18 protein-coding genes and 1 other RNA gene are annotated in these 19,816 nt (G+C 44.6%); 15 read left to right on the top strand and 4 right to left on the bottom strand.

Going from position 1 to position 19,816, the window contains the following annotated elements; genetic code table 11:
* Positions 1-28 precede the first annotated feature (28 nt).
* From lon to WC222_02015, 9 genes are all read left to right on the top strand, one after another.
* Positions 29-2,452: an endopeptidase La gene (gene lon / locus WC222_02055; protein ID MFA6915156.1), complete on the top strand. Its 2,424-nt coding sequence runs from the start codon at positions 29-31 to the stop codon at positions 2,450-2,452.
* A gap of 5 nt (positions 2,453-2,457) precedes the next feature.
* Positions 2,458-2,982, top strand: a complete 525-nt coding sequence (locus WC222_02050) for an adenylyltransferase/cytidyltransferase family protein (protein ID MFA6915155.1) — start codon at positions 2,458-2,460, stop codon at positions 2,980-2,982.
* 3 nt (positions 2,983-2,985) lie between these two features.
* Positions 2,986-4,128, top strand: coding sequence for a rhomboid family intramembrane serine protease (locus WC222_02045; GenBank protein MFA6915154.1), 1,143 nt, complete (start codon positions 2,986-2,988; stop codon positions 4,126-4,128).
* A gap of 15 nt (positions 4,129-4,143) precedes the next feature.
* A complete protein-coding gene (locus WC222_02040) occupies positions 4,144-5,055 on the top strand; it encodes a ribonuclease Z (protein MFA6915153.1) in 912 nt (303 codons plus the stop codon).
* Between the two features lie 7 nt (positions 5,056-5,062).
* Positions 5,063-6,037, top strand: coding sequence for a tyrosine recombinase XerC (locus WC222_02035; GenBank protein ID MFA6915152.1), 975 nt, complete (start codon positions 5,063-5,065; stop codon positions 6,035-6,037).
* A gap of 120 nt (positions 6,038-6,157) precedes the next feature.
* Positions 6,158-7,753 (top strand): ABC-F family ATP-binding cassette domain-containing protein, encoded by a 1,596-nt coding sequence (locus WC222_02030; GenBank protein ID MFA6915151.1) that lies wholly within the window; start codon positions 6,158-6,160, stop codon positions 7,751-7,753.
* Positions 7,754-7,755: 2 nt separating this feature from the next.
* Positions 7,756-8,499 carry a TrmH family RNA methyltransferase gene (locus WC222_02025; GenBank protein ID MFA6915150.1) on the top strand — a complete coding sequence of 248 codons (744 nt, stop codon included), beginning with the start codon at positions 7,756-7,758 and terminating at the stop codon, positions 8,497-8,499.
* 6 nt (positions 8,500-8,505) lie between these two features.
* Entirely contained in the window at positions 8,506-9,216 is a 711-nt protein-coding gene (folE, locus tag WC222_02020; protein ID MFA6915149.1) for a GTP cyclohydrolase I FolE, read from the top strand.
* 44 nt (positions 9,217-9,260) lie between these two features.
* A complete protein-coding gene (locus WC222_02015; protein ID MFA6915148.1) occupies positions 9,261-10,340 on the top strand; it encodes a hypothetical protein in 1,080 nt (359 codons plus the stop codon).
* 37 nt (positions 10,341-10,377) lie between these two features.
* Here the strand turns inward: WC222_02015 and WC222_02010 are convergent, their stop codons facing one another.
* Positions 10,378-11,907 carry a hypothetical protein gene (locus WC222_02010; GenBank protein ID MFA6915147.1) on the bottom strand — a complete coding sequence of 510 codons (1,530 nt, stop codon included), beginning with the start codon at positions 11,905-11,907 and terminating at the stop codon, positions 10,378-10,380.
* A 93-nt stretch (positions 11,908-12,000) separates the two neighbouring features.
* On the opposite strand from WC222_02010, the gene WC222_02005 reads away from it, so the two are divergent.
* Complete coding sequence (locus WC222_02005) at positions 12,001-12,510, top strand: hypothetical protein (GenBank protein MFA6915146.1); 510 nt, start codon at positions 12,001-12,003, stop codon at positions 12,508-12,510.
* Between the two features lie 79 nt (positions 12,511-12,589).
* On the opposite strand, the gene rnpB is transcribed toward WC222_02005, so the two are convergent.
* Together rnpB and WC222_01995 are read right to left on the bottom strand one after the other, a co-directional pair.
* Positions 12,590-12,949: RNase P RNA component class A (rnpB, locus tag WC222_02000), an RNA gene on the bottom strand.
* An 11-nt stretch (positions 12,950-12,960) separates the two neighbouring features.
* Complete coding sequence (locus WC222_01995; GenBank protein MFA6915145.1) at positions 12,961-13,728, bottom strand: C4-type zinc ribbon domain-containing protein; 768 nt, start codon at positions 13,726-13,728, stop codon at positions 12,961-12,963.
* 193 nt (positions 13,729-13,921) lie between these two features.
* On the opposite strand from WC222_01995, the gene WC222_01990 reads away from it, so the two are divergent.
* The 5 genes from WC222_01990 to WC222_01970 all read left to right on the top strand — a co-directional run bounded on the left by WC222_01990 (position 13,922) and on the right by WC222_01970 (position 18,678).
* A complete protein-coding gene (locus tag WC222_01990; protein MFA6915144.1) occupies positions 13,922-14,323 on the top strand; it encodes a hypothetical protein in 402 nt (133 codons plus the stop codon).
* A 77-nt stretch (positions 14,324-14,400) separates the two neighbouring features.
* Positions 14,401-15,885, top strand: a complete 1,485-nt coding sequence (locus tag WC222_01985) for a glycine hydroxymethyltransferase (GenBank protein ID MFA6915143.1) — start codon at positions 14,401-14,403, stop codon at positions 15,883-15,885.
* A gap of 44 nt (positions 15,886-15,929) precedes the next feature.
* The gene (locus WC222_01980; protein ID MFA6915142.1) at positions 15,930-16,526 is read left to right on the top strand and encodes an ATP-dependent Clp protease proteolytic subunit; all 597 of its coding nucleotides are present in this window, start codon (positions 15,930-15,932) and stop codon (positions 16,524-16,526) included.
* A gap of 22 nt (positions 16,527-16,548) precedes the next feature.
* Complete coding sequence (gene dapF / locus WC222_01975) at positions 16,549-17,439, top strand: diaminopimelate epimerase (GenBank protein MFA6915141.1); 891 nt, start codon at positions 16,549-16,551, stop codon at positions 17,437-17,439.
* 21 nt (positions 17,440-17,460) lie between these two features.
* Entirely contained in the window at positions 17,461-18,678 is a 1,218-nt protein-coding gene (locus tag WC222_01970; protein ID MFA6915140.1) for a UPF0158 family protein, read from the top strand.
* A gap of 157 nt (positions 18,679-18,835) precedes the next feature.
* On the opposite strand, the gene WC222_01965 is transcribed toward WC222_01970, so the two are convergent.
* A complete protein-coding gene (locus WC222_01965) occupies positions 18,836-19,810 on the bottom strand; it encodes an alpha/beta hydrolase (protein MFA6915139.1) in 975 nt (324 codons plus the stop codon).
* Positions 19,811-19,816: the final 6 nt, after the last annotated feature.

Below are 19,816 nucleotides of genomic sequence, written 5' to 3'. Positions count from 1 at the left end.
TAATTTTTACAGTTTATGAGGCAATCCCTTGTCCACAGAAGATTCTACCCTTCCCGATTTAGAAGCATTAATCCTTGAAGCGATCGATGCAGCAAAGACATCCTTCGCTCAAATCAAAGGTGTTCCCCAGGAAATTTACATTTATCCTGTGACACGCCGCCCCTTTTTTCCGGGCATGGCAGCTCCTATTGTCATCGAACCGGGCCCCCTCTATGAATCACTCAAAATTATTGCCCAAAGCGAAACAAAATATGTAGGGCTTTTGCTGAGCAAAAAAGAAGTCGAAGATATCTATAAAGTAAAATTCGACGAGCTTTACGACGTAGGCGTCCTTGCGCGCATTTTACGTATCGTCCCGATGGAAAAAGGCGGAGCGCAAGTTGTCTTAGGAATGGAAAACCGTTTTAAAATCATTACTCCTCTAGAAGATTCCAACCAATTGAAAGCTCTTGTTGAAGTCTGCGAAGAAGAACGGGTAGATAATGAAATTACGAAAGCCTATTCCATCAGTATAATCTCCACTATTAAAGACCTGCTGAAGCTTAATCCCCTTTATAAAGAAGAGCTTCAAATTTTCTTAGGCCATTCCGACTTTACAGAACCCGGAAAACTTGCTGACTTTGCTGTTGCATTAACGACTGCTTCACGTGAGGAATTGCAATCTGTCCTTGAGACGCTGGATATACAAAAACGTCTAGAGAAAACCTTAGAGCTTCTTAAGAAAGAGCATGACATTAGCGTGCTGCAGCACAGCATCAGCCAAAAAATTGACGCAACAGTAGCAAAAACTCAAAAAGAATTCTTTTTAAGGGAACAGCTGAAAGCGATCAAAAAAGAACTCGGTCTTGAAAAAGACGATAAGTCACTCGATAAGGAAAAATTCGAAGCCCGCATTAAAGAGCGCAAAATTCCCGATGATATTATGACTGTCATCCAGGAAGAGCTGCATAAACTTAGTGTCATCGAAGTACACTCCTCTGAATACGGCGTCATCCGAAACTACCTAGACTGGCTTACCATAATGCCTTGGGGCATTTTTAGTGAAGATTGCCTCGATGTCAATCATGCCGAAAAAATACTGAACGAAGACCATTACGGCCTCGAAGATATCAAAGAACGCATCCTCGAATTCATCAGCGTCGGCAAACTTGCAGGCGGCATCAAGGGCAATATCATCTGCCTCGTCGGCCCCCCGGGCGTTGGTAAAACCAGTATCGGAAAAAGCATCGCCCACGCCTTAAATCGAAAGTTCTACCGTTTCTCCGTCGGTGGCATGCGTGACGAAGCTGAAATCAAAGGACACCGCCGCACTTACGTAGGTGCTATGCCCGGTAAGCTGCTGCAAGCACTGAAATTCTGCAAAACGATGAACCCCGTCATCATGCTGGACGAAGTCGATAAGATGGGCAACAGCTACCAAGGCGATCCTGCATCCGCATTGTTGGAAGTCCTTGATCCCGAACAAAACCGCGAATTCTTAGACCACTATCTGGATGTACGCACAGACCTTTCTAACGTGCTGTTTATTGTCACAGCCAATATCCTTGATACCATACCTCCCCCATTGCGCGACAGGATGGAGATCCTAAGGCTATCCGGCTATATCCAGGATGAGAAAGTCGAAATCGCCAATAAATACCTTATTCCACGCAACCGTAAAGCAATGGGACTTAAAACATCCTCTGCGACCTTTAGTAAAGGGGCCATCCGCGCCATTATTAACGGCTACGCACGTGAAGCCGGTGTACGTAATCTTGAAAATCAGATCAAGAAAATCATGCGTAAAATCGCAATGCGTATTGTCAAAGATGGATCCGGCAACAAGCATCCCATCAACGAGAAGAATTTATTCGAGTATCTCGGAAAACCGATGCACACAACGGACCGTTTCTATGAGCATACACCCATCGGGGTTTGCACAGGCTTAGCATGGACAGCAATGGGCGGTGCAACGCTCTATATCGAGTCAACCAAGGTCCCTTCCGAAAAAACCGAAATGAAGCTGACAGGCCAAGCAGGCTCCGTCATGAAGGAATCTTCAGAAATTGCTTGGACATACCTAAACAGCTCACTGCATAAATATGCCCCTGGAAGAAACTTCTTCGAGAAATCCCAGGTGCACATCCATATTCCCGAGGGCGCAACACCAAAAGACGGTCCTTCTGCCGGAATAACAATGGTAACTGCACTCATTTCCCTCTTGAATGAAACTCCCGTTTTAGAAAATCTAGGGATGACAGGCGAACTGACACTCACCGGCCGCGTCCTTGCCATCGGTGGAGTCAAAGAGAAACTCGTCGCAGCCAGACGGTCAGGATTGAAAACTATCATCATGCCAAAAGATAACCTGCGCGACTTTGAAGAATTACCGAACTACCTGAAAAAAGGCCTGACCGTGCACTTCATCGAACACTACGACGAAGTCTTTAAAATTGCCTTTCCAGAGGATTAATAGAAATGAAACCTACAGAATTAGACCCTATCTGGGAAGAGGCCTGGAAAAGCAAGCTTATTCTGCCCGATCAATGGATGGAATCAGCGGAAAGTATTCGTGCTCAAGGACTTACCATAGCCACACTCAATGGCTCCTTCGACCTCATGCATGCGGGACATCTTTACATCCTCTATGAAGCTACGAAAGTCGCCGACTGCCTTATCGTCGCCCTAAATAGCGACTCCTCCATACAGCAATACAAAAGTCCTGACCGCCCCTTCATCCCTCTTGAATATAGATTGCAGATGATGGCAGCCATCGGCTGGATCGACTACGTCACTTGGTTCGATGAGATAGATCCCTGCGTTCTGCTAGAGAAAATCAGGCCCGATGTCCATGTCAATGGTGTTGAATACGGCAATGAATGCATCGAAGCTGAAACTGTTAAGAAAATTGGCGCCCAACTGCATCTCGTCGACCGCATTCCAGGCCTTGCGACAACAGATATTTTAACAAAAATTTTACAAGTGCATTCAATAAGGCAATAAGCCATGCGTCTAATAGCAACCTTCCATGATCCAGAGCGTGCAAAGCGCATCAGCGCCTTGCTATCACAACAACATATACACAACCAGGTCGATACCGAGATCAATGGCGACTGGGGCAATGATGCGTATGGAACAGCCAACTCTAATCTCTGGATTATCGATGAAGACCATTGGTCCGAAGCTCTTGATACTGTTGAAAAATATAAGGATGGTCCTCTTCCCCCAGAAGTAGCGCCCCCCGAAGTCAAAACAGAAATTCCTACGCCTAAAGCATCCACTCCCCCTACTTACCCCGCACCCATACAACAGCCTTTAGGATACACAACTTTCTATCTGCTCCTCACCTGCATCTTTATCTTCTTTGTTTCGGAATGGACAGCCCCCCCTTACCAAGCTCCCGCACCTAAACTCCCCCCTACACCGGTCTACAGCTCCCCCACAAAAAAAGCCCTCCTCTACGACTACCCTTACCAATTCGAGCTTGTGGACCAGCTAGTAGAGCAATACGGAATCCCCGCATTGCGCGAACCTAGCTCCCTCCCACTCCCCGGACAAGAGCTCTTCGCTAAAGTTTACACCACTCCAGTCTGGGCTGGTCTCTACCCTATTGCCCTCAACACCTTAGAGTCAAAACCTATCGACCCCAAAACGACAGGCCCCCTTTTTGAAAAGGTACAGGAAGGCGAATTCTGGCGTCTCATCACTCCTATATTCCTCCACAACGACATATTCCATATTCTCTTCAATATGCTTTGGCTTATCGTCTTGGGCCGCCAGATGGAATTCCGTCTAGGTCCGGGACGCCTCCTCGCCTTCATTGCTCTAAGCGCAATCTTCTCGAATACTGCCCAATACCTCATGAGCGGCGCAAACTTCATCGGCTTCTCCGGTGTTCTCTGCGCCATGCTTGCCTTCATCTGGCAAAGGCAAAAAATTGCTCCCTGGGAAGGATATCAGATCCCGCAATCCACACTGAAATTTATGTTCTGGTTTATCGGCGGCATGGCCTCACTCCAAGCGATTTCCTTCCTCTCCGAAATATACCTTGGCAGCGGATTCTCCCCAGGAATAGCCAACACTGCCCACATCAGCGGCCTTATCATCGGGTATTTCATGAGCCGCTGGCCCCTCTTCATCCTAGAATAAGGACTATTAAATAACATGAGCGTGAGAGACCTAACAATTCTTGGATGTTCAAGCCAACAACCTACTCGCTTCCGTAACCACGGCGCCTACCTCGTGCGTTGGAATGACGAAGGCCTCCTCTTCGATCCAGGCGAAGGAACCCAACGACAATTCATTTTCGCTAACATTGCACCCCCCGTGGTAACACGCATCTTTATCTCGCATTTTCACGGCGACCATTGCCTAGGCTTTGGCTCCATGCTGATGCGCCTCAACCTAGATAAAGTCACCCACCCCATCCATTGCTACTACCCTGCAAGCGGGAAAAAATACTTCGACCGCCTACGTTACGGTACTGTCTACCACGAAAACATCCACGTCGTTGAACACCCCGTCTATAGCGACGGCATCGTCCATGACGACGGAAAATTCCTCATTGAAGCCCGTTTCCTAGAACATGGACTGGATAATGTGGGCTGGAGAATCACCGAACCCGATACCCGAAAATACGACGACTCAAAACTCTCCCTCTACGGTATCCGTGGACCAAACGTCAAAACCCTCATTCAAAACGGCAGTATCGACATCAACGGTAAAACCATCACCCTAGATGACGTCAGCTCTATCCGCAAAGGCGATGTTTTTGCTGTTGTCATCGACACGCGAATATGCCAGAATGCGCTTGAACTCGCCCGCAATGCCCGCATGCTTTTATGCGAAAGCACTTACCTGGATGAACAAAAACAAATGGCCTATAAACACTTCCACCTCACCGCTTCACAAGCTGCCCAACTCGCTCTTGATGCGAATGTGGAAGAACTTATCCTCACACATTTCTCCGCCCGCTACATGAACTCCAAAGACTTCGAAGAAGAAGCACAACTTATCTTCCCCCACTCCTTCGCAGCTTCCGACCTGAAAGTCTTCACGTTCCCAAAAAACAAGTGACACTGCAATGCTTATCCTCACCTGCTATAAATTCTTAAAGCATCTGAGGATCGTTAAAAACGCTTCAGATCATACCCTAAGGAACTATTCAATAGACCTCAATGCCTTCAAAGCCTTCCTCGAAGAAGATATCCCTCAAGAAAGACGCTCAGAAAAAATCTCCCACCTCTGCGAACCGACCTCTTTTCCCGAATCGCTTATCTCTCTCCCCTCAATCGACAGAAAACAAATCCGCCACTTCATCTCCTCCGTCACCACGAAAACTCCCAACAAACGGACCATCGCCCGACGCGTCTCTTCCCTCCGCAGTTTCTTTAAATTCGCTTCCTCATCCAAACTAATCGAACAAAACCCGATGGATGAAATCGACAGCCCAAAACTGGATAAAAAAATCCCTATCACACTCTCCTACTCTCAAGTACAACAAATCCTTGACCAACCCGATCTCGACTGCTACCTAGGCTTCCGCGACCGCGCCATCATGGAACTATTCTACAGCTCCGGCCTTCGCGTCAGTGAACTTACCTCCCTCAACCGCGATGAATTCGATCCCGAAAACCTACTCATCCGTCTTCTAGGTAAAGGGCGCAAAGAACGCATCATCCCCATCACAAAAAATGCTGCTTCCTGGATCCAAAACTACCTCGACCACCCCCAACGGCTCCTCTCGTCAAAAAACCACCAACCTCAAAAAGACCCCCAAGCCATCTTCCTCAATAAATGGGGCTCGCGCATCACCACCCGCTCTATCGACCGTAACTTCGACCTATACCTCAAAAATACCGGCCTCGCGGGCAAAGCCACACCCCACACCATCAGGCACACCATCGCCACCCACTGGCTCGAAAACGGCATGGACCTCAAAACCATCCAAGAACTCCTCGGACATTCCTCTCTATCCACTACAACCATCTACACCCAAGTCTCCCCTAAGCTTAAACAAAAAGTCTACAACGCCGCCCACCCACGCCAAGGCACCTAGACAGACAGGCAAGCAGGACTTTGTCCTGCTAGGTAAGGACGGAGTCTTGCAAGTCCTGCTGGGTTTAAAATTGAAAGTCTGGTACTATATTCATAATTTTCAAACCTTTAGATTAATATAATGATTACACTAAATAAAATTTCTAAGAGCTTTGGCTCTCGCATACTTTTTGAGAACGTGACGATAACATTTAACGAGGGCAACCGCTACGGTCTTACAGGGCCTAACGGAGCGGGCAAGTCTACGTTATTGAAAATCCTTATGGGGCTAGAGGAAGCTACAACAGGCAATGTGACCTTGCCGGATCATGTCGGTATCCTGCGTCAGAATATTGGCGATTTTGTGGATTATCCGGTGATGGATGTTGTCATTATGGGTAATAAGCGCTTGTGGAATGCCTTGAAAGAAAGGGACGAACTTTACGAACACGAAATTGACGATGCCATAGGGATGCGTTTAGGAGATCTGGAAGGTATCATAGCGGAAGAAGATGGCTATAGTGCCGAATCAAGCGCGGAAGAACTTTTAAGCGGTATGGGTGTTCCATCAAAATATTTCAACCAGAAGATGGGATCTATTCCAACAGATATGCAGTTCCGCGTCCTGCTTTGCCAAACTCTCTTTGGACGTCCCCAGGCATTGCTGTTGGACGAACCGACGAACCACTTGGACTTGGAGTCTATCGGCTGGTTGGAGAAATTCCTGTTCAACTACAAGGGTGCGCTTATTGTGGTCAGCCATGACCGCCACTTCCTCAATGCTGTTACAACGCATATTGCCGATATCGACTACGAAACTGTCATCATCTACCCCGGCAACTATGACTCAATGGTTGTGGCCAAAACATCCGTACGCGACCGCGAAGAACTGGATGCAAAGAGCAAGGAAAAGAAGATCGCGCAGCTAAAAGACTTTGTCGCCCGTTTTGGCGCAGGAACACGTGCAAGCCAGGTGCAGTCGCGTATCCGTGAGATGAAACGCCTGCAGCCGCAGGATTTAAAGAAATCCAACATCCAGCGTCCCTATATCCGTTTCATTCCGACAGAGAAAGCACCGGGCAAGATTGTTTTGAAAGTACAAAATATCTACAAAGGATATGGCGGACAGGATGTCATCAAAAATTTAAGTATGGAAATAGTGCGCGGAGATAAAATTGGCGTGATCGGGAATAACGGTAGAGGAAAATCGACTCTACTGAAAACTCTTGCAGGCGTCCTTCAGGCCGATAAAGGCACCAGGGAAGTAGGACATGGTGTTGTTATCAGCTATTTTCCGCAAGAGCACCACACTGTAGTCGATAAGAACACTGAGGATAATGCGTTTGAGTATCTCAAAACATTGCACCCCGGAGTTTACGATCAGGATGCACGCAGCGCGCTAGGAAAGATGCTATTCTCCGGTGATGAAGCATTCAAGTCTGTCAGCAAACTTTCAGGAGGCGAAACGGCACGTCTTATTATAGCCAATATGATGCTATCAGACCACAATGTGATCATCTTGGATGAGCCTAACAACCACCTTGACTTGGAAGCAGTATCCGCTTTGGGCTGGGGCTTATCCGAATATCAGGGGACGGTAGTTGTTGCGAGCCATGACCGCGACCTGATCGACACCGTGGCTACAAAACTAATTGCCTTTGAAGAGGATGGAGTGCATTTTTACGAGGGCAATTTAGAGGAATATATGGCTCATAAAGCGGAGATTGCGCAGCCGTAACAATGGATATAAGCGAGAAGTCATTTAAGCAACTTACTAACCTCCAGCAGCATAAGCGTTGCGCGCTTTTGTTAAAGAATCTTTACGCTGAATTGCTTGAGGGCAGGGAAAATGGAGAGCTTCTCGCTTTATACAATAATTTGAATGCTTGGCTTGAACATCCTTTTATTATTGCAGATGCATGGACGTTAAAGACAGTCTCGGATCAATATCATCTCCATTTAGATGCGGCAGGGATTTCGCATAAGGAGCATAACCTACTTTCCCTTGCTAGTCAGGGAGACTTTAATCCTTCTGAGGCCATTTGGCCAATAGATATCTATTTAGATAACCTCCGTTCAGCCCATAATGTGGGAAGTATTATCCGTACAACGGAGGCTTTCGCTTTAGGGACTTTATATTTTTCCGAGAAAACACCCTTTATAGATAATCCCAAGGTCATCAAAACTGCAATGGGCTGCCATACCAGAGTAAACTGCCAGCGTAGCTTAGAATTGAAAAATTTGAAGCAACCCCTTATTGCAATCGAAACCTCTGCGCAGGCCAAACCATTATTTAACTTCAACTTTCCGGAAGCATTTACCCTTGCCGTAGGTAATGAAGAATATGGATGTTCTGAACAAACATTAAATTTAGCAACGCATATCGTTGCCATTCCTCTAAGAGGAAGAAAAAATTCACTCAATGTTGCCAACGCATTCTCCTGCGTGGCGGCAGAAATCGCGAGACAAAAATCGCAAGGATAATTTTTTATGGAAAATAACTATTTTATACCATTTCGCACATCAAACTTTAAGCAGTTGAAGAAAGGGAACACCCCGCTCCCCTGCGTGACCCATTTTCCTACACCGATAGCAGAAAATGCCCCTGATATGGAAGATGAAGAGAAAATCACCTATATAGCTGAGCGTTTCCGCGAGATCATGATATGCTTAGGACTAGATTTAGAAGACTCCTCTTTAGCACGCACACCGGAACGTGTTGCTAAAATGTACGTGACAGAGGTTTTTTCGGGTTTGAAAGAGGAAACATTTCCCCCTATCTCGGTCGTTGACAATCAATTTCAGCATAGCAAACGTGGCAACCTTGTATTTCTCAAAGTTAATTTCCATAGTTTTTGCGAGCATCACTTTGTTCCCATGAATGGGACGGCCTTCATCGCCTACATTCCGGGTAGTAAAATTATAGGACTATCCAAGATACCGCGTATTGTCAGATATTTCGCCCGTCGTCCTCAGCTTCAAGAAAGGTTGACCGCACAGATAGCGGATGCTTTATCTATGTTGCTAGAGACAGAGCATGTCGCTGTATCCCTCACTGCACAGCATTTTTGTGTAATGGCCCGGGGAATTGAAGATGATAATAGCCATACAACCACGAACGTCTTGCGTGGCGATTTTGAAATAATTCCAGGCGTCCAGAATCAATTCTTCGAGAGTATTAATCGGGGAAATGCTAAATAAAACTTATTTGTATGTGATATTCAGATTTAAGTTTTAGGTGATTTATGGGTAGTATTAGTGATTTTAATTCTGAGATACTTCCTGAGCTAACTCGTCTATTAAATGATAAGACACCCGGGAATAAGAAGAACGAAATCATTAATGCCTATCAACGAATCCGGGCTATAGTTAAGACTATCAAGGAAAACGTTAACACTGGATCCCTCTCTGAAGTCAGCAGCCAAATTCTTGCTCTAGAGGCTATGCAGCAAACCCTGATACAATTTCACCAATGTGCCAGAGATAAAAAGATCTTGCCCAAGCAAGGCTGGCTCTCTTTTCTCAAGCCCATCGATGATTTTACCCATCTTCAGGCCGAAATCCAAAACGAGATCAGAGGCGTGATAAAACATCTAAGTTCACAAAGCAAAAAAACTGTCGTCACGCATTCCAGACAGCACCCTAGCGATGATATAAAAAAACAAAGTTTATCCCCCCTCATCAAAGCTTTCTATGAAAATATTGAGAAAGAACCTTTAACTGATCGTAAACAATTACAGAATCTAGTGGACGATTTCGGCTTCAAAAGTGTTCTTTTTGGCTTTATTGATGCCAAGCTTTGGAATGATTACTTATTGGATTTATTAAATGCATTAGATCAGCATTGTTCTTTCTTCGAGCGGATCTTTCTTATCCGCAAAAGTGAGTATGATAAAGTTGCTCTCAAGTCAGCTCAAAACTTCAAAGTGGTGACGCTCAATGAAGTCTTAAAGGGATTGAAGGATGCTCAGAATCATGAGAAAATCCATGGTGTTTCACAACGGGATGAACAGACGATCTTACTTTGCAGAAACTTGCTTAAAGTTATTCTAAATAGCGACCGCTTAAGCATACATTCTAAGGATACTATTAAGGAATGGATAGATTTGAGGAATACAGCTAAAACTGTTTCTTTTGAAATATTTGAGTTAGAACGCATGGAAAACCGCAACTTGAAGGTTGTAGATAAATTAGAATCTTTTTTATTCCATCTACCTAAAAAAGATCTATCAGAACTGATCCAAAACACCTCTCAAGTGGACATCCAGGGACTACTAGCTTCCGAAGACCCCAAAGTCGTCCAGCTAATACAACAAATAAGATAAGCAGCTATGAAGATTTTCTAGAGACTAGCTGTGACTATTAAGGATTATATTTCACAAAAATTTTACCCTCTTTCGATTCTATCTGTCCTTTCTGAAGATGGCTATTAAAGTTACAATGATATCCGGCAATCTGTAGTTTTTGAAATGGCTGTACAAAATTTTGACTGGATATCTCAATCGCCGTAAGTTTCTTTCCGTCTAAGGTAAATTCTGTTTCAGGCTCAACCTTTAACTTTAAAGTCCCGTCATTTTTTTTAATGACCATGGGTGTCCCTTCCAACTGGACAGACCATGACTTATCCAATGTATTGACTTTAGAGGTATCTGCTAAAGATAGGGTAGATCCGTCAGACATATAATAGACGTAAAGTGCGCTTCCTACACCCTCTGTAGTTTCTGAGCCGGGCTTGGAAAAGTTGATTTCTACACCTTTCAGCTCATCAAATTCCTCAGCAAGATCGGCAACCTCATCCTGATATTGCTTCAATGCAATAGCCACTTGATGCTTCACATTATCGTAACCGTAACGCTTCTTGATTTTTTCCATGCGTTCAGTGATCTCATTATCATCTAGAAGTATTTGTTCTCTCAGAATATCCATAGGATTTTCTTCATGGACAACTCTTTCTTTCCAATAAGGGACTTCCAACGAATCTAATGCATAACCAAGCGCTGCGCCCACACCATAATGACGCCATTTGACCATTCTTTCGAGTACTTCTTCATTGACGGTGGAGGCTTGAAGCAAGGTTAGCAAATATTGTGTTCCACTGAAACCCTTGACAAAAGGAAATTGATCTATGCTTTTCACCGCAACGTAATCTGCCATACCGCCTGTACGCTGTTGAAAAAGCTCCCATTCAATGGAGGAGGGGAAAAGCAGTTTCCTACGCAGAGTATTTACAGCCAAGAAATCTCTAAGCGCCGCGGCTTTATGGAAGGCAGATTTTTCAGGATCGAGCTGACCGTTCATGAAATCTGCCAAAATCATATCTTCGATCTGCATAAGGATGATGTTTTCGAAGTTGAAATGATCAAGATACTCGACAGGTGTTGCCTGATGTGTGATGAATGTTTCTTTTTGATAATTGCGGAAATGTTCGTGGATGAGTTTGATAAAAGGAGCTAAAATATCATCTTTTACAAGATCTAGGTGGAACACAAAGGAAGATATGCCATCAATATTGTAATCGAACTCTGACTGAATACGGGTAGTTCCCCAAACATCTTCGGCAGTGAATTGTACGGGTGTTCCCAAAACGTTAATATTTTCCCATACGGGATTGTGGCTATTAAGGTTGAAGGCATAAATATGCGTATTATCAAAAGTGACGACGATAGGATGTTGATTAAGATTATACTCAGGCCATATAGCTTTGGATTGGTCAGTGGAGAAGAAGGCTAAGGAGCCTGCGATAACACGCAAAGCTTGTTCTTCTTCCATTTCGCCTGCAACATGGTAAGAGCTGAGGTCATGCTTCCAAAGGGATGTACAGGTATAGACGGCTGCCACTGTACATATGGCTATCAGCACACTGCAAAATATAATTGCAAACCACCTGCGCATCTTCCTCATCAAATATGATATTAAAATAGAATATCTTAACATTTTTTTGTATAATAGGCAAACTCTAACAGAATTTGAAACGGATTGAAAACAATGTGCGGAATCGGAACTACTATTTCTAAAACAGCCTATGCATGTGCAAACGGAGTGGGCTCATTTTTCTCTACAGTGGGGTCTTATTCTAAGCCTTACACTAAAACCATTGCTGTAACGGCACTTGGAGCTGGATTATATTTTCGGGCATTCACAGCGACTTATGGTCCTGAGCTATTAGCTGAATGGTGTATCCAGGCAACTATTCGGGCTGTAGGCAATGTAACCATAGGCAAGGCTCTGGGTATTGCAGTCGTTGCGCCAGCAGTTGTACCACAACTTATGCCTTTCGTCAGCTTTGCTGTCGGCCTAGTTGCCGGTTATCTTGTCATGCTGGCATTGAATGTCATTGCAAAGAAAATATTTGGCATTCAACCGATAGAACATGATATGGAAGCATTTATTGAACAAAATAAACAGCAGCAACTATTACAGAAAGAGCTAATCGAGAAGCAATTGGAACAAACTGAGCAATTGGAACAAACTGAGTTAGAAATTGTGCCAACATAAAACTCATCTTTAAAAGAGGTAGCCGGCAAGTGCCGTCTATCTACTTTTAGTCAAAACCTTCAATGAGTAATTCTTGAAAAGAGCCGGGAAGAAATAAGCCGGATTCTGTAGCAAATGCTTGCGCATTTGTGATGGCCATTCCTCTAGGGTAAATGTCGCCATTTACCTCAAGCGACAACTTAAGAGCTTAGGGGACTCTATTACGCTCTATCTCGTCTTGCATCGGGTAGGGTTTGCCTCCTCCTGAGTTTCCTTAGGTAGGCCCGCGGTCCTGAACCGGGGATTTCACCCTATCTGCTACCGAAGCAGCAGCGGAATGTTTTCTGTTGCACTTTCCGTAGCCTTACGGCCCCCAGTCTTTCACTGGTACCCTGTCCTCTGATGTCCAGACTTTCCTCCTGCCTTGAATTTCAAGGCAGGCGGCCATCTCTCTTCCCGGCAAAAGGAAGATTAGGTTTTGACTGCTCTACGGCGGCGTTGCTTGACAGCGCCTACATTACTTTCAGCAGCTTCGCTTTCGGGCCAGTAGTGGATGCGAGAGCAATGCTCACAGAAGATAAGTCTTTCGCCTTTACGGACCAGGTTTTCATCTTGAGCTGTGATAGTGATATGGCATCCGCTGCAGCAGCGGTTTTCGATAGGAACAATAACGCGATCTCTTTTGTTATGGAGAAGTCTTTCGTAGACACGGAGAATTTCGAAGTCAACTTCTGCAGCCAGAACTTCACGTTCTTTCTGAAGCATTAAGCCTTCGGTGTTGATATGTGTGATGCGTTCGCGGATCTCGTCCTCCAGTTGGTGACTGCTTTGCGAGGTGGATTCTAGAGTGCTTTTCAGACTATGAAGCATGTCTTCTAGAATAGCGAGTTTATCGTACATATCGCTAAGGCGTTGCTCTTTCGTGCTACGCTCTCTTTCAGCTGTGGCAATTTCTTGGCTGAGGGCGTTGAATTCCTCGACTTTTTTCACTGCGTTTTGCTGTGACTCAAGTTTTTTAAGTTTGACGACCACGTCACTTACTTCGCCTTCATTAAGGCGGATAGCTTTTTTCAATTCTTCGATTTCGCTTTGCTTAACGGCGACTTGATTATCAAGATCACCTTTGATTAAGCGCAAATTAGTCAACTCGTCAGCTCTATCGGTCTTAAGCTTGGCGAGCTGCATTAATTGCATATCGAGTTCTTGGATCTTCAAAAAAGGTTCAAGGGATTGTTGCATGCTGAATCCTGACTAAATAATAAGATAAGTCTAGTTAATACATTACCTCTCAACGGCATAATTCTCAAGCATGAATTTTTCTATTGACAATGAGAGTGTGGATAAGGAATAGCTTTAATAGATTGAGAAGACATCTTGAAAGTCTGTTAGACCTCAAAAAAGATAGGATAAATTATTTTTATGGAGAAAAGTTATGTTCACAAAAAAAAATTCTTCGGAACCAGGCACTATGCATAAACCGCAGCTTCATCAAAATGCAGAGCCCCTAGGAGGAAAAGAAAACCAAGCACAAAAAGTTTCCCATCCTCTCTCCCCTTCACAATCCACGACGCAAAAAAGAAGCGCAACGAGTGTGACCATTAAAGTCGATTGCGGCTTTGGAAATGAACTTTATATCCGGGGAGACGGCGCAGGCCTTTCTTGGTCCCGTGGAGTTAAATTGCGAAATATAGATGCAAACACTTGGGTTTGGGAGAGTGACCGTCCCTTTACACAAAGCTATTTCAAAGTACTTATTAATGATGAAGCTTATGAAAATGGCGAAAACCACTTCATCAAACATGGTTCGCAAATAGTTTATACTCCTTCATTTTAACGCAAGATTGCGTTTTATGCGCCCGTCACGCAAAATAGACTTCCTGTTACCAAATCTATTTTGCGGAGGGCGAGCTTATGTCACGGTTAGAATCTTATTTAAAAAAGAACCCCCCAGAAAAAAACAATAAAGCAGCGATTGCCTATATTGCTGCGCTCGACCATCTTGAAGAAAGGTCCCCTATTGTGGCCAATGCTATCTTGAAAGAGCTTGCCGATGAGAGATCCCACCTAAAGCTGATTGCATCCGAAAACTTTTCCTCCTTGGCTGTGCAGTTGGCTATGGGAAATCTGATGACTGACAAGTATGCAGAAGGCCATCCAGGGCATCGTTTTTATGCAGGATGCGAAAATGTAGACACCCTGGAAACATTAGCCCAGGATCAGTTAAAAGCAATTTTTGATTGCGAGCATGCTTATGTCCAGCCCCATTCCGGAGCAGATGCCAACCTAGTAGCTTTTTGGTCGATATTAGTACAGCGAGTGCAGAACAAGTCGATAGAAAAGCTTACAGCTAAGTCTATCGACACCTTAAGCCCGGATGAATACGAAACAATCCGCCAAGAGATGTTGAATCAGAAAGTGCTAGGCATGTCTTTGAATTCAGGAGGGCACTTGACTCATGGTTACAGACATAATGTTTCCTCTAAAATGATGAAGGCTCTTCATTACGATGTCGATCCTGCAACAGAACAATTAAATTATGCGCAAATCAGGGAAATAGCCCAGAGGGAAAAACCTCTTATCTTGCTTGCCGGCTACTCGGCACACACACGACGCATCAATTTTGCTACGATGAGAACAATTGCGGATGAGATCGGAGCGGTCCTTATGGTCGATATGGCCCACTTTTCAGGACTTGTCGCAGGGAAAGTTTTCACTGGGGATGAAAACCCTATTCCTTATGCACATATCGTCACCTCTACGACACATAAAACTTTACGGGGTCCCCGGGGAGGATTTGTCTTATGTAAAGAGGAATTCAGAGATACTGTCAACAAGGGGTGTCCCTTGGTTCTTGGCGGACCGTTACCTCATGTCATTGCAGCTAAAGCTGTTGCATTCCAAGAGGCCAATACGCCGGACTTCCGCTTTTATGCTCAGAGAATCGTTGAAAATGCACGCGCACTAGCTCAATCCCTTCAAAGTAAAGGAGTTAGGATTGTTTCTGGGGGCACCGACAACCACCAGGTCATTCTAGACCTTTCAAAATTCGGCCTTACCGGACGCCAAGCAGAGCAAGCTATGCGCGCAGCACATATTACAGTGAACCGCAATACGATCCCGTTTGATAAAAACGGCCCCTGGTACACATCAGGATTACGTATTGGTACACCCGCGATGACGACATTGGGGATGGGCCCGCGCGAAATGGAAATTATCGGAGAACTTATTTATAAAGTCCTTGCCAATACCAAGCCCGCCCTTGCAAAAGATGGCAGTGTAAGCAAAGCGCAATTTATTCTTGATCAAGGAATCCTAGAGGAAGTTAGCAGTGAAGTGAAGTCGTTGTTAAGAAAATTCCCGCTGTATCCTGAAATCGAACTTGAAAATTGCGTTTAGTATCATCATAATGAAGACTTAAGATTTATTAGCGAGAAAAGACTATGGCACAACAAACAAATTCAAATGGTTCCTTCTTAACTTTAGAAGACAACATAGATTCTACCCTGCTGGATTCCAGACGCATATTTCTCTGTGACGCTGTAGATAGCAACTCCGCACAGTCCATCATCCGTAAATTGTGGTATTTGGAGATGAAAGATCCGGGTAAACCGATCCTCTTCATTATTAATAGTCCAGGCGGCTCAGTAGACTCAGGCTTCGCCATCTGGGATCAGATCCATATGCTTTCCTCCCCCGTGACAACCCTTGTCACAGGACTAGCGGCTTCCTTCGGCTCCGTACTCAGCCTTGCTGCAGCCCCTAAAAAACGTTTTGCAACACCTAATGCCCGCTTCATGATCCACCAACCCCACGTTGCGGGAGTGATTCAAGGACAAGCATCCGACCTTGAGATTCAAGCACTGGAAATCTTGCGCACGCGCAAGGCATTGGTAAAGCTATATATGGAACAGTCCGGAAAAGACGAAGCTACGATTGAACGCGCGCTAGATCGCGACTCTTGGCTTTCACCTGAAGAAGCGATTGAATTCGGTCTTTTAGATGGCATTGTCCGCACATATAAAGAGCTAAATTTCTAACCTAAACAGTCAGGAAAAAGGAATGCCCTCTAACCACTACCCTCTTTCCTTCTACAAATATACAGGATGCGGCAATGACTTCATCATCATAGATGACAGACAAGGCCGCATTCCCGCTACCCTCAAATCCCGTATTTCCGAACTGTGCAATCGGCACAAAGGCATCGGGGCTGATGGCGTCATTTTATTACAAGACGGAGGTCCTCAAGCGGAAGCCGCATTGATAATCTACAATGCTGACAGTTCTGAAGCGGCTTTATGTGGAAATGGTCTGCGCTGTGTGATCCGGTGCCTTTATGAAGACTTGAACATCCATAAAGACACCTATACTGTGACCACAACCTCCGGCAGTTATTCAGCAAAAATATTAGGTGATGAGGTAGAAGTCTCATTAGGAAACTCTACACCTATTCAAGGGCCGTTCAGACTGGAAGAGTTGCCTCAATTCCCGGCATTCTCGCTAGTGGTTGGCGTACCCCATGTAGTCATCTTCTGTGATGATATTGAGGAGGTCCTAGTCCGCAAAATAGGCAGATCGATTCGCCACAATACCCATCTGCATCCTGAAGGGTCCAATGTTAATTTTATCCAGGTACTAGACTCCGCCACCATTGCAATAAGAACGTATGAACGGGGTGTTGAGGATGAAACACTTGCCTGTGGGACAGGTGCTGCCGCTGCAGCCATCGCTGCAGCTTCATATCGACGACTAATCACACCTATAGAAGTGAACACACGCGGCGGATCCTCCCTCAGATATCATTTCAAACTCGATAACAATGAAGCTAAAAATATTGTAATGCGCGGAGAAGCACAGCGCTGTTTCCAAGGCCTTTACAGGCTACCTTTAGATGCTGTGTATGTTCGAGAAACTGAAACACTTAGAGAAGCAGCGCTTTATGCGCTATCTTAATGAATAAATCTAGGACAATGAATGAGTAATAAATTAAAGCAAGAAGCTCAAAATCCATTAATTCTACGCTGCCACCGCTTGATGGAAGCCTTTGCAAAAGCGGATGATGAACGGGATTTCTTTTTGGACAGGGCTGAAGGATACCTGATTTTTGTCGATTTAGACAAAACTGAAGACGAACTTAACGCACTCTATGATGATATCGAACAAAATGCCAACCGCTATTGCCAAATTCCTAAACTTACTTTCTATGAGACAAAGAAAATTATGGAAGGTTTTGTCAATGAGAAGGTCTACGATATCGATACAAAAGAAAAACTTCTCGATATCATACAATCTAAAGAAGCGCGTGAAAACTTCTTAGAGTATGTATACGACCACCACTCCGAATTTGAAAAATGGCAGCAATATTATCAGGAACGTTCACGCATACGTATCATAGAGTGGTTACGAAATAATAACTTTCACTTCGTCTTTGAAGAAGATCTAGACTTAGCTAAAACATTGGTTGAGAAATTAAAACTTAATTTATTCGAAACTAAAGTTGGCAAAGATATTCTTACAGCAAGAAAAGCCCTCTTTGCAAAAGCTAAGACTTACTATTCGAACGAAGCGCTCAATCCCCGTCCGAAACGCGGCCGTCCACCTAAACAAGCTATTAAACAAGAGATTGAGCCACAGTTCACGGGGGATTTCTATATTTCAGTTTCTCCTTCTGCCAGACCTTTCCTTTATATTCCAGAACATCACGGCGGTTCTGCTGCGTTCACATTCTCCTCTAAATTCGAGAGTGAAGAAGCCCTTCTTGCAAGCAGAAAGCATCAGTCTGGAGAAAAAGCTGTCAGTATAGAAGAGTTTAAAAACAAATTAGCCTCACTCAAAAACCTATCCTCCGGTTGGACTGGTTCGGATGAAAACGCACCTCCTCCTGCCAAAGAAAAACGCAGTCACAAGCTTGTTATAGAAGATTGGGATGATGAGGATGACAATGATGATGACGATGAAGTGGTCCATAAAAAGCCAATGCGCAATGGCGAAAAAAAGGAACCTCCAAAAAAACCTGTAACGGCCAAAAAAGCTGCTCCAGTAGCCTCTAAAAAAGCGCCTGCTGCGCTTGCCAAGAAAGGCGCCGCAGCTAAAAAAGCTGCCCCATCTAAAGGCAAAGAGGCGACTCCCCCTCCTAAAGGCAGACCGGTAGGGAGCACTAAGAAGAAGCGTATCATTCCCCGTCGCAGCTAATTTTATTATGCTCCGAAAGCATTCCAAATAGGGGTCTCAGAATATCACGGCTGAAGAGCAATCTTTAGCCGTTTTCATTAGACTTCTTTAGAAATGCCATTTGGTTGTTAAGCGTCAAGATATTAACTTTCGGATGGGTCTTTTCTGCAAACTGTTGCTAGGATTTCAAGGCAAGTTGAGTTTTAAGCTTTCCTAACCATTTACGTATATCCTGTAAAGCTTGAGAGGCCTGTAAACGGCAAACAGGCATATCTATGAATCCGTGAATTGTACCGGAATAGGTAATATCCTCTACTGAAACACCTGCTGCTTTTAATTTTGCTGCAAAAAGTTCTGAATGAGTTCTCAATGGGTCATATTGGGCAGATAGTATTAACGTAGAGGGCAAGCTAATAAAATTCTCTGCTTTAAGGGGTGAAGCGTACTGATTGGATCCATCTTCAGATTGATAAAGATACTGCTGCCAAAACCATTGGATATTTTCTATGGTCATCAGACATTTATCAGGGCAAAGATCGTAAGTACTCACATCGAAACTGTTATCTAAGAGCGGGCAGATTAGGATCTGGCCACTGACTTGAAGACCTCCATTATCTCTTGCCATAAGCGCTGCCGCTGCTGCTAGATTCCCCCCGGCGCTTTCTCCCGATAGAATGATCATATGAGGATCTCCGCCAAACTCTTCAGCGTGGTTGAAAATCCATTTAATCGCATTATAGCACTCGTCGACAGCCCGTGGATACTTATTTTCCGGAGCTAGAGGGTACTCTACTGAGGCTACAGCGCAGTCCGTAGCGTTTACTAGCTCTCTGCAAAGGGCTTCACACTCATCATTGCTTCCATACACCCATCCACCTCGGTGGAAAAAAATTATGACGGGAAAAGGAGGTCTTGCATTCGGAAGAAAAATACGCACCGGAATATTTCCATAACTTCCCGGAATACATGTATCTACAACGCCTTTCACTTCCATCAACCCATCTCTATGGGTTGTCCACCACTGCTTTGAGGCCTTTCTTTGCTCCTCCAAGGTCAGGGTCATATTCTGATGACGTAGCTCAATAAATTTCTCTAAGAAGGTTATAATCGCCGGGTCTAAAGCAGTATGCGGTACCTGAATTTCTGTTGTCATTGTTAC

This window comes from Parachlamydiales bacterium (genome assembly GCA_041671045.1).
GTDB lineage: Bacteria > Chlamydiota > Chlamydiia > Chlamydiales > JABDDJ01 > JABDDJ01.
Note: the sequence above shows the minus strand (reverse complement) of the source record. Positions and strands in the feature narration are given on the sequence as shown.

Coding starts and splice junctions, on each gene's coding strand:
- WC222_02050 (MFA6915155.1), top strand. CDS start 2,458: ATGAAACCTACAGAATTAGACCCTATCTGGGAAGAGGCCTGGAAAAGC.
- WC222_02045 (MFA6915154.1), top strand. CDS start 2,986: ATGCGTCTAATAGCAACCTTCCATGATCCAGAGCGTGCAAAGCGCATC.
- WC222_02040 (MFA6915153.1), top strand. CDS start 4,144: ATGAGCGTGAGAGACCTAACAATTCTTGGATGTTCAAGCCAACAACCT.
- WC222_02035 (MFA6915152.1), top strand. CDS start 5,063: ATGCTTATCCTCACCTGCTATAAATTCTTAAAGCATCTGAGGATCGTT.
- WC222_02030 (MFA6915151.1), top strand. CDS start 6,158: ATGATTACACTAAATAAAATTTCTAAGAGCTTTGGCTCTCGCATACTT.
- WC222_02025 (MFA6915150.1), top strand. CDS start 7,756: ATGGATATAAGCGAGAAGTCATTTAAGCAACTTACTAACCTCCAGCAG.
- folE (MFA6915149.1), top strand. CDS start 8,506: ATGGAAAATAACTATTTTATACCATTTCGCACATCAAACTTTAAGCAG.
- WC222_02015 (MFA6915148.1), top strand. CDS start 9,261: ATGGGTAGTATTAGTGATTTTAATTCTGAGATACTTCCTGAGCTAACT.
- WC222_02010 (MFA6915147.1), bottom strand. CDS start 11,907: ATGCGCAGGTGGTTTGCAATTATATTTTGCAGTGTGCTGATAGCCATA.
- WC222_02005 (MFA6915146.1), top strand. CDS start 12,001: ATGTGCGGAATCGGAACTACTATTTCTAAAACAGCCTATGCATGTGCA.
- WC222_01995 (MFA6915145.1), bottom strand. CDS start 13,728: ATGCAACAATCCCTTGAACCTTTTTTGAAGATCCAAGAACTCGATATG.
- WC222_01990 (MFA6915144.1), top strand. CDS start 13,922: ATGTTCACAAAAAAAAATTCTTCGGAACCAGGCACTATGCATAAACCG.
- WC222_01985 (MFA6915143.1), top strand. CDS start 14,401: ATGTCACGGTTAGAATCTTATTTAAAAAAGAACCCCCCAGAAAAAAAC.
- WC222_01980 (MFA6915142.1), top strand. CDS start 15,930: ATGGCACAACAAACAAATTCAAATGGTTCCTTCTTAACTTTAGAAGAC.
- dapF (MFA6915141.1), top strand. CDS start 16,549: ATGCCCTCTAACCACTACCCTCTTTCCTTCTACAAATATACAGGATGC.
- WC222_01970 (MFA6915140.1), top strand. CDS start 17,461: ATGAGTAATAAATTAAAGCAAGAAGCTCAAAATCCATTAATTCTACGC.
- WC222_01965 (MFA6915139.1), bottom strand. CDS start 19,810: ATGACAACAGAAATTCAGGTACCGCATACTGCTTTAGACCCGGCGATT.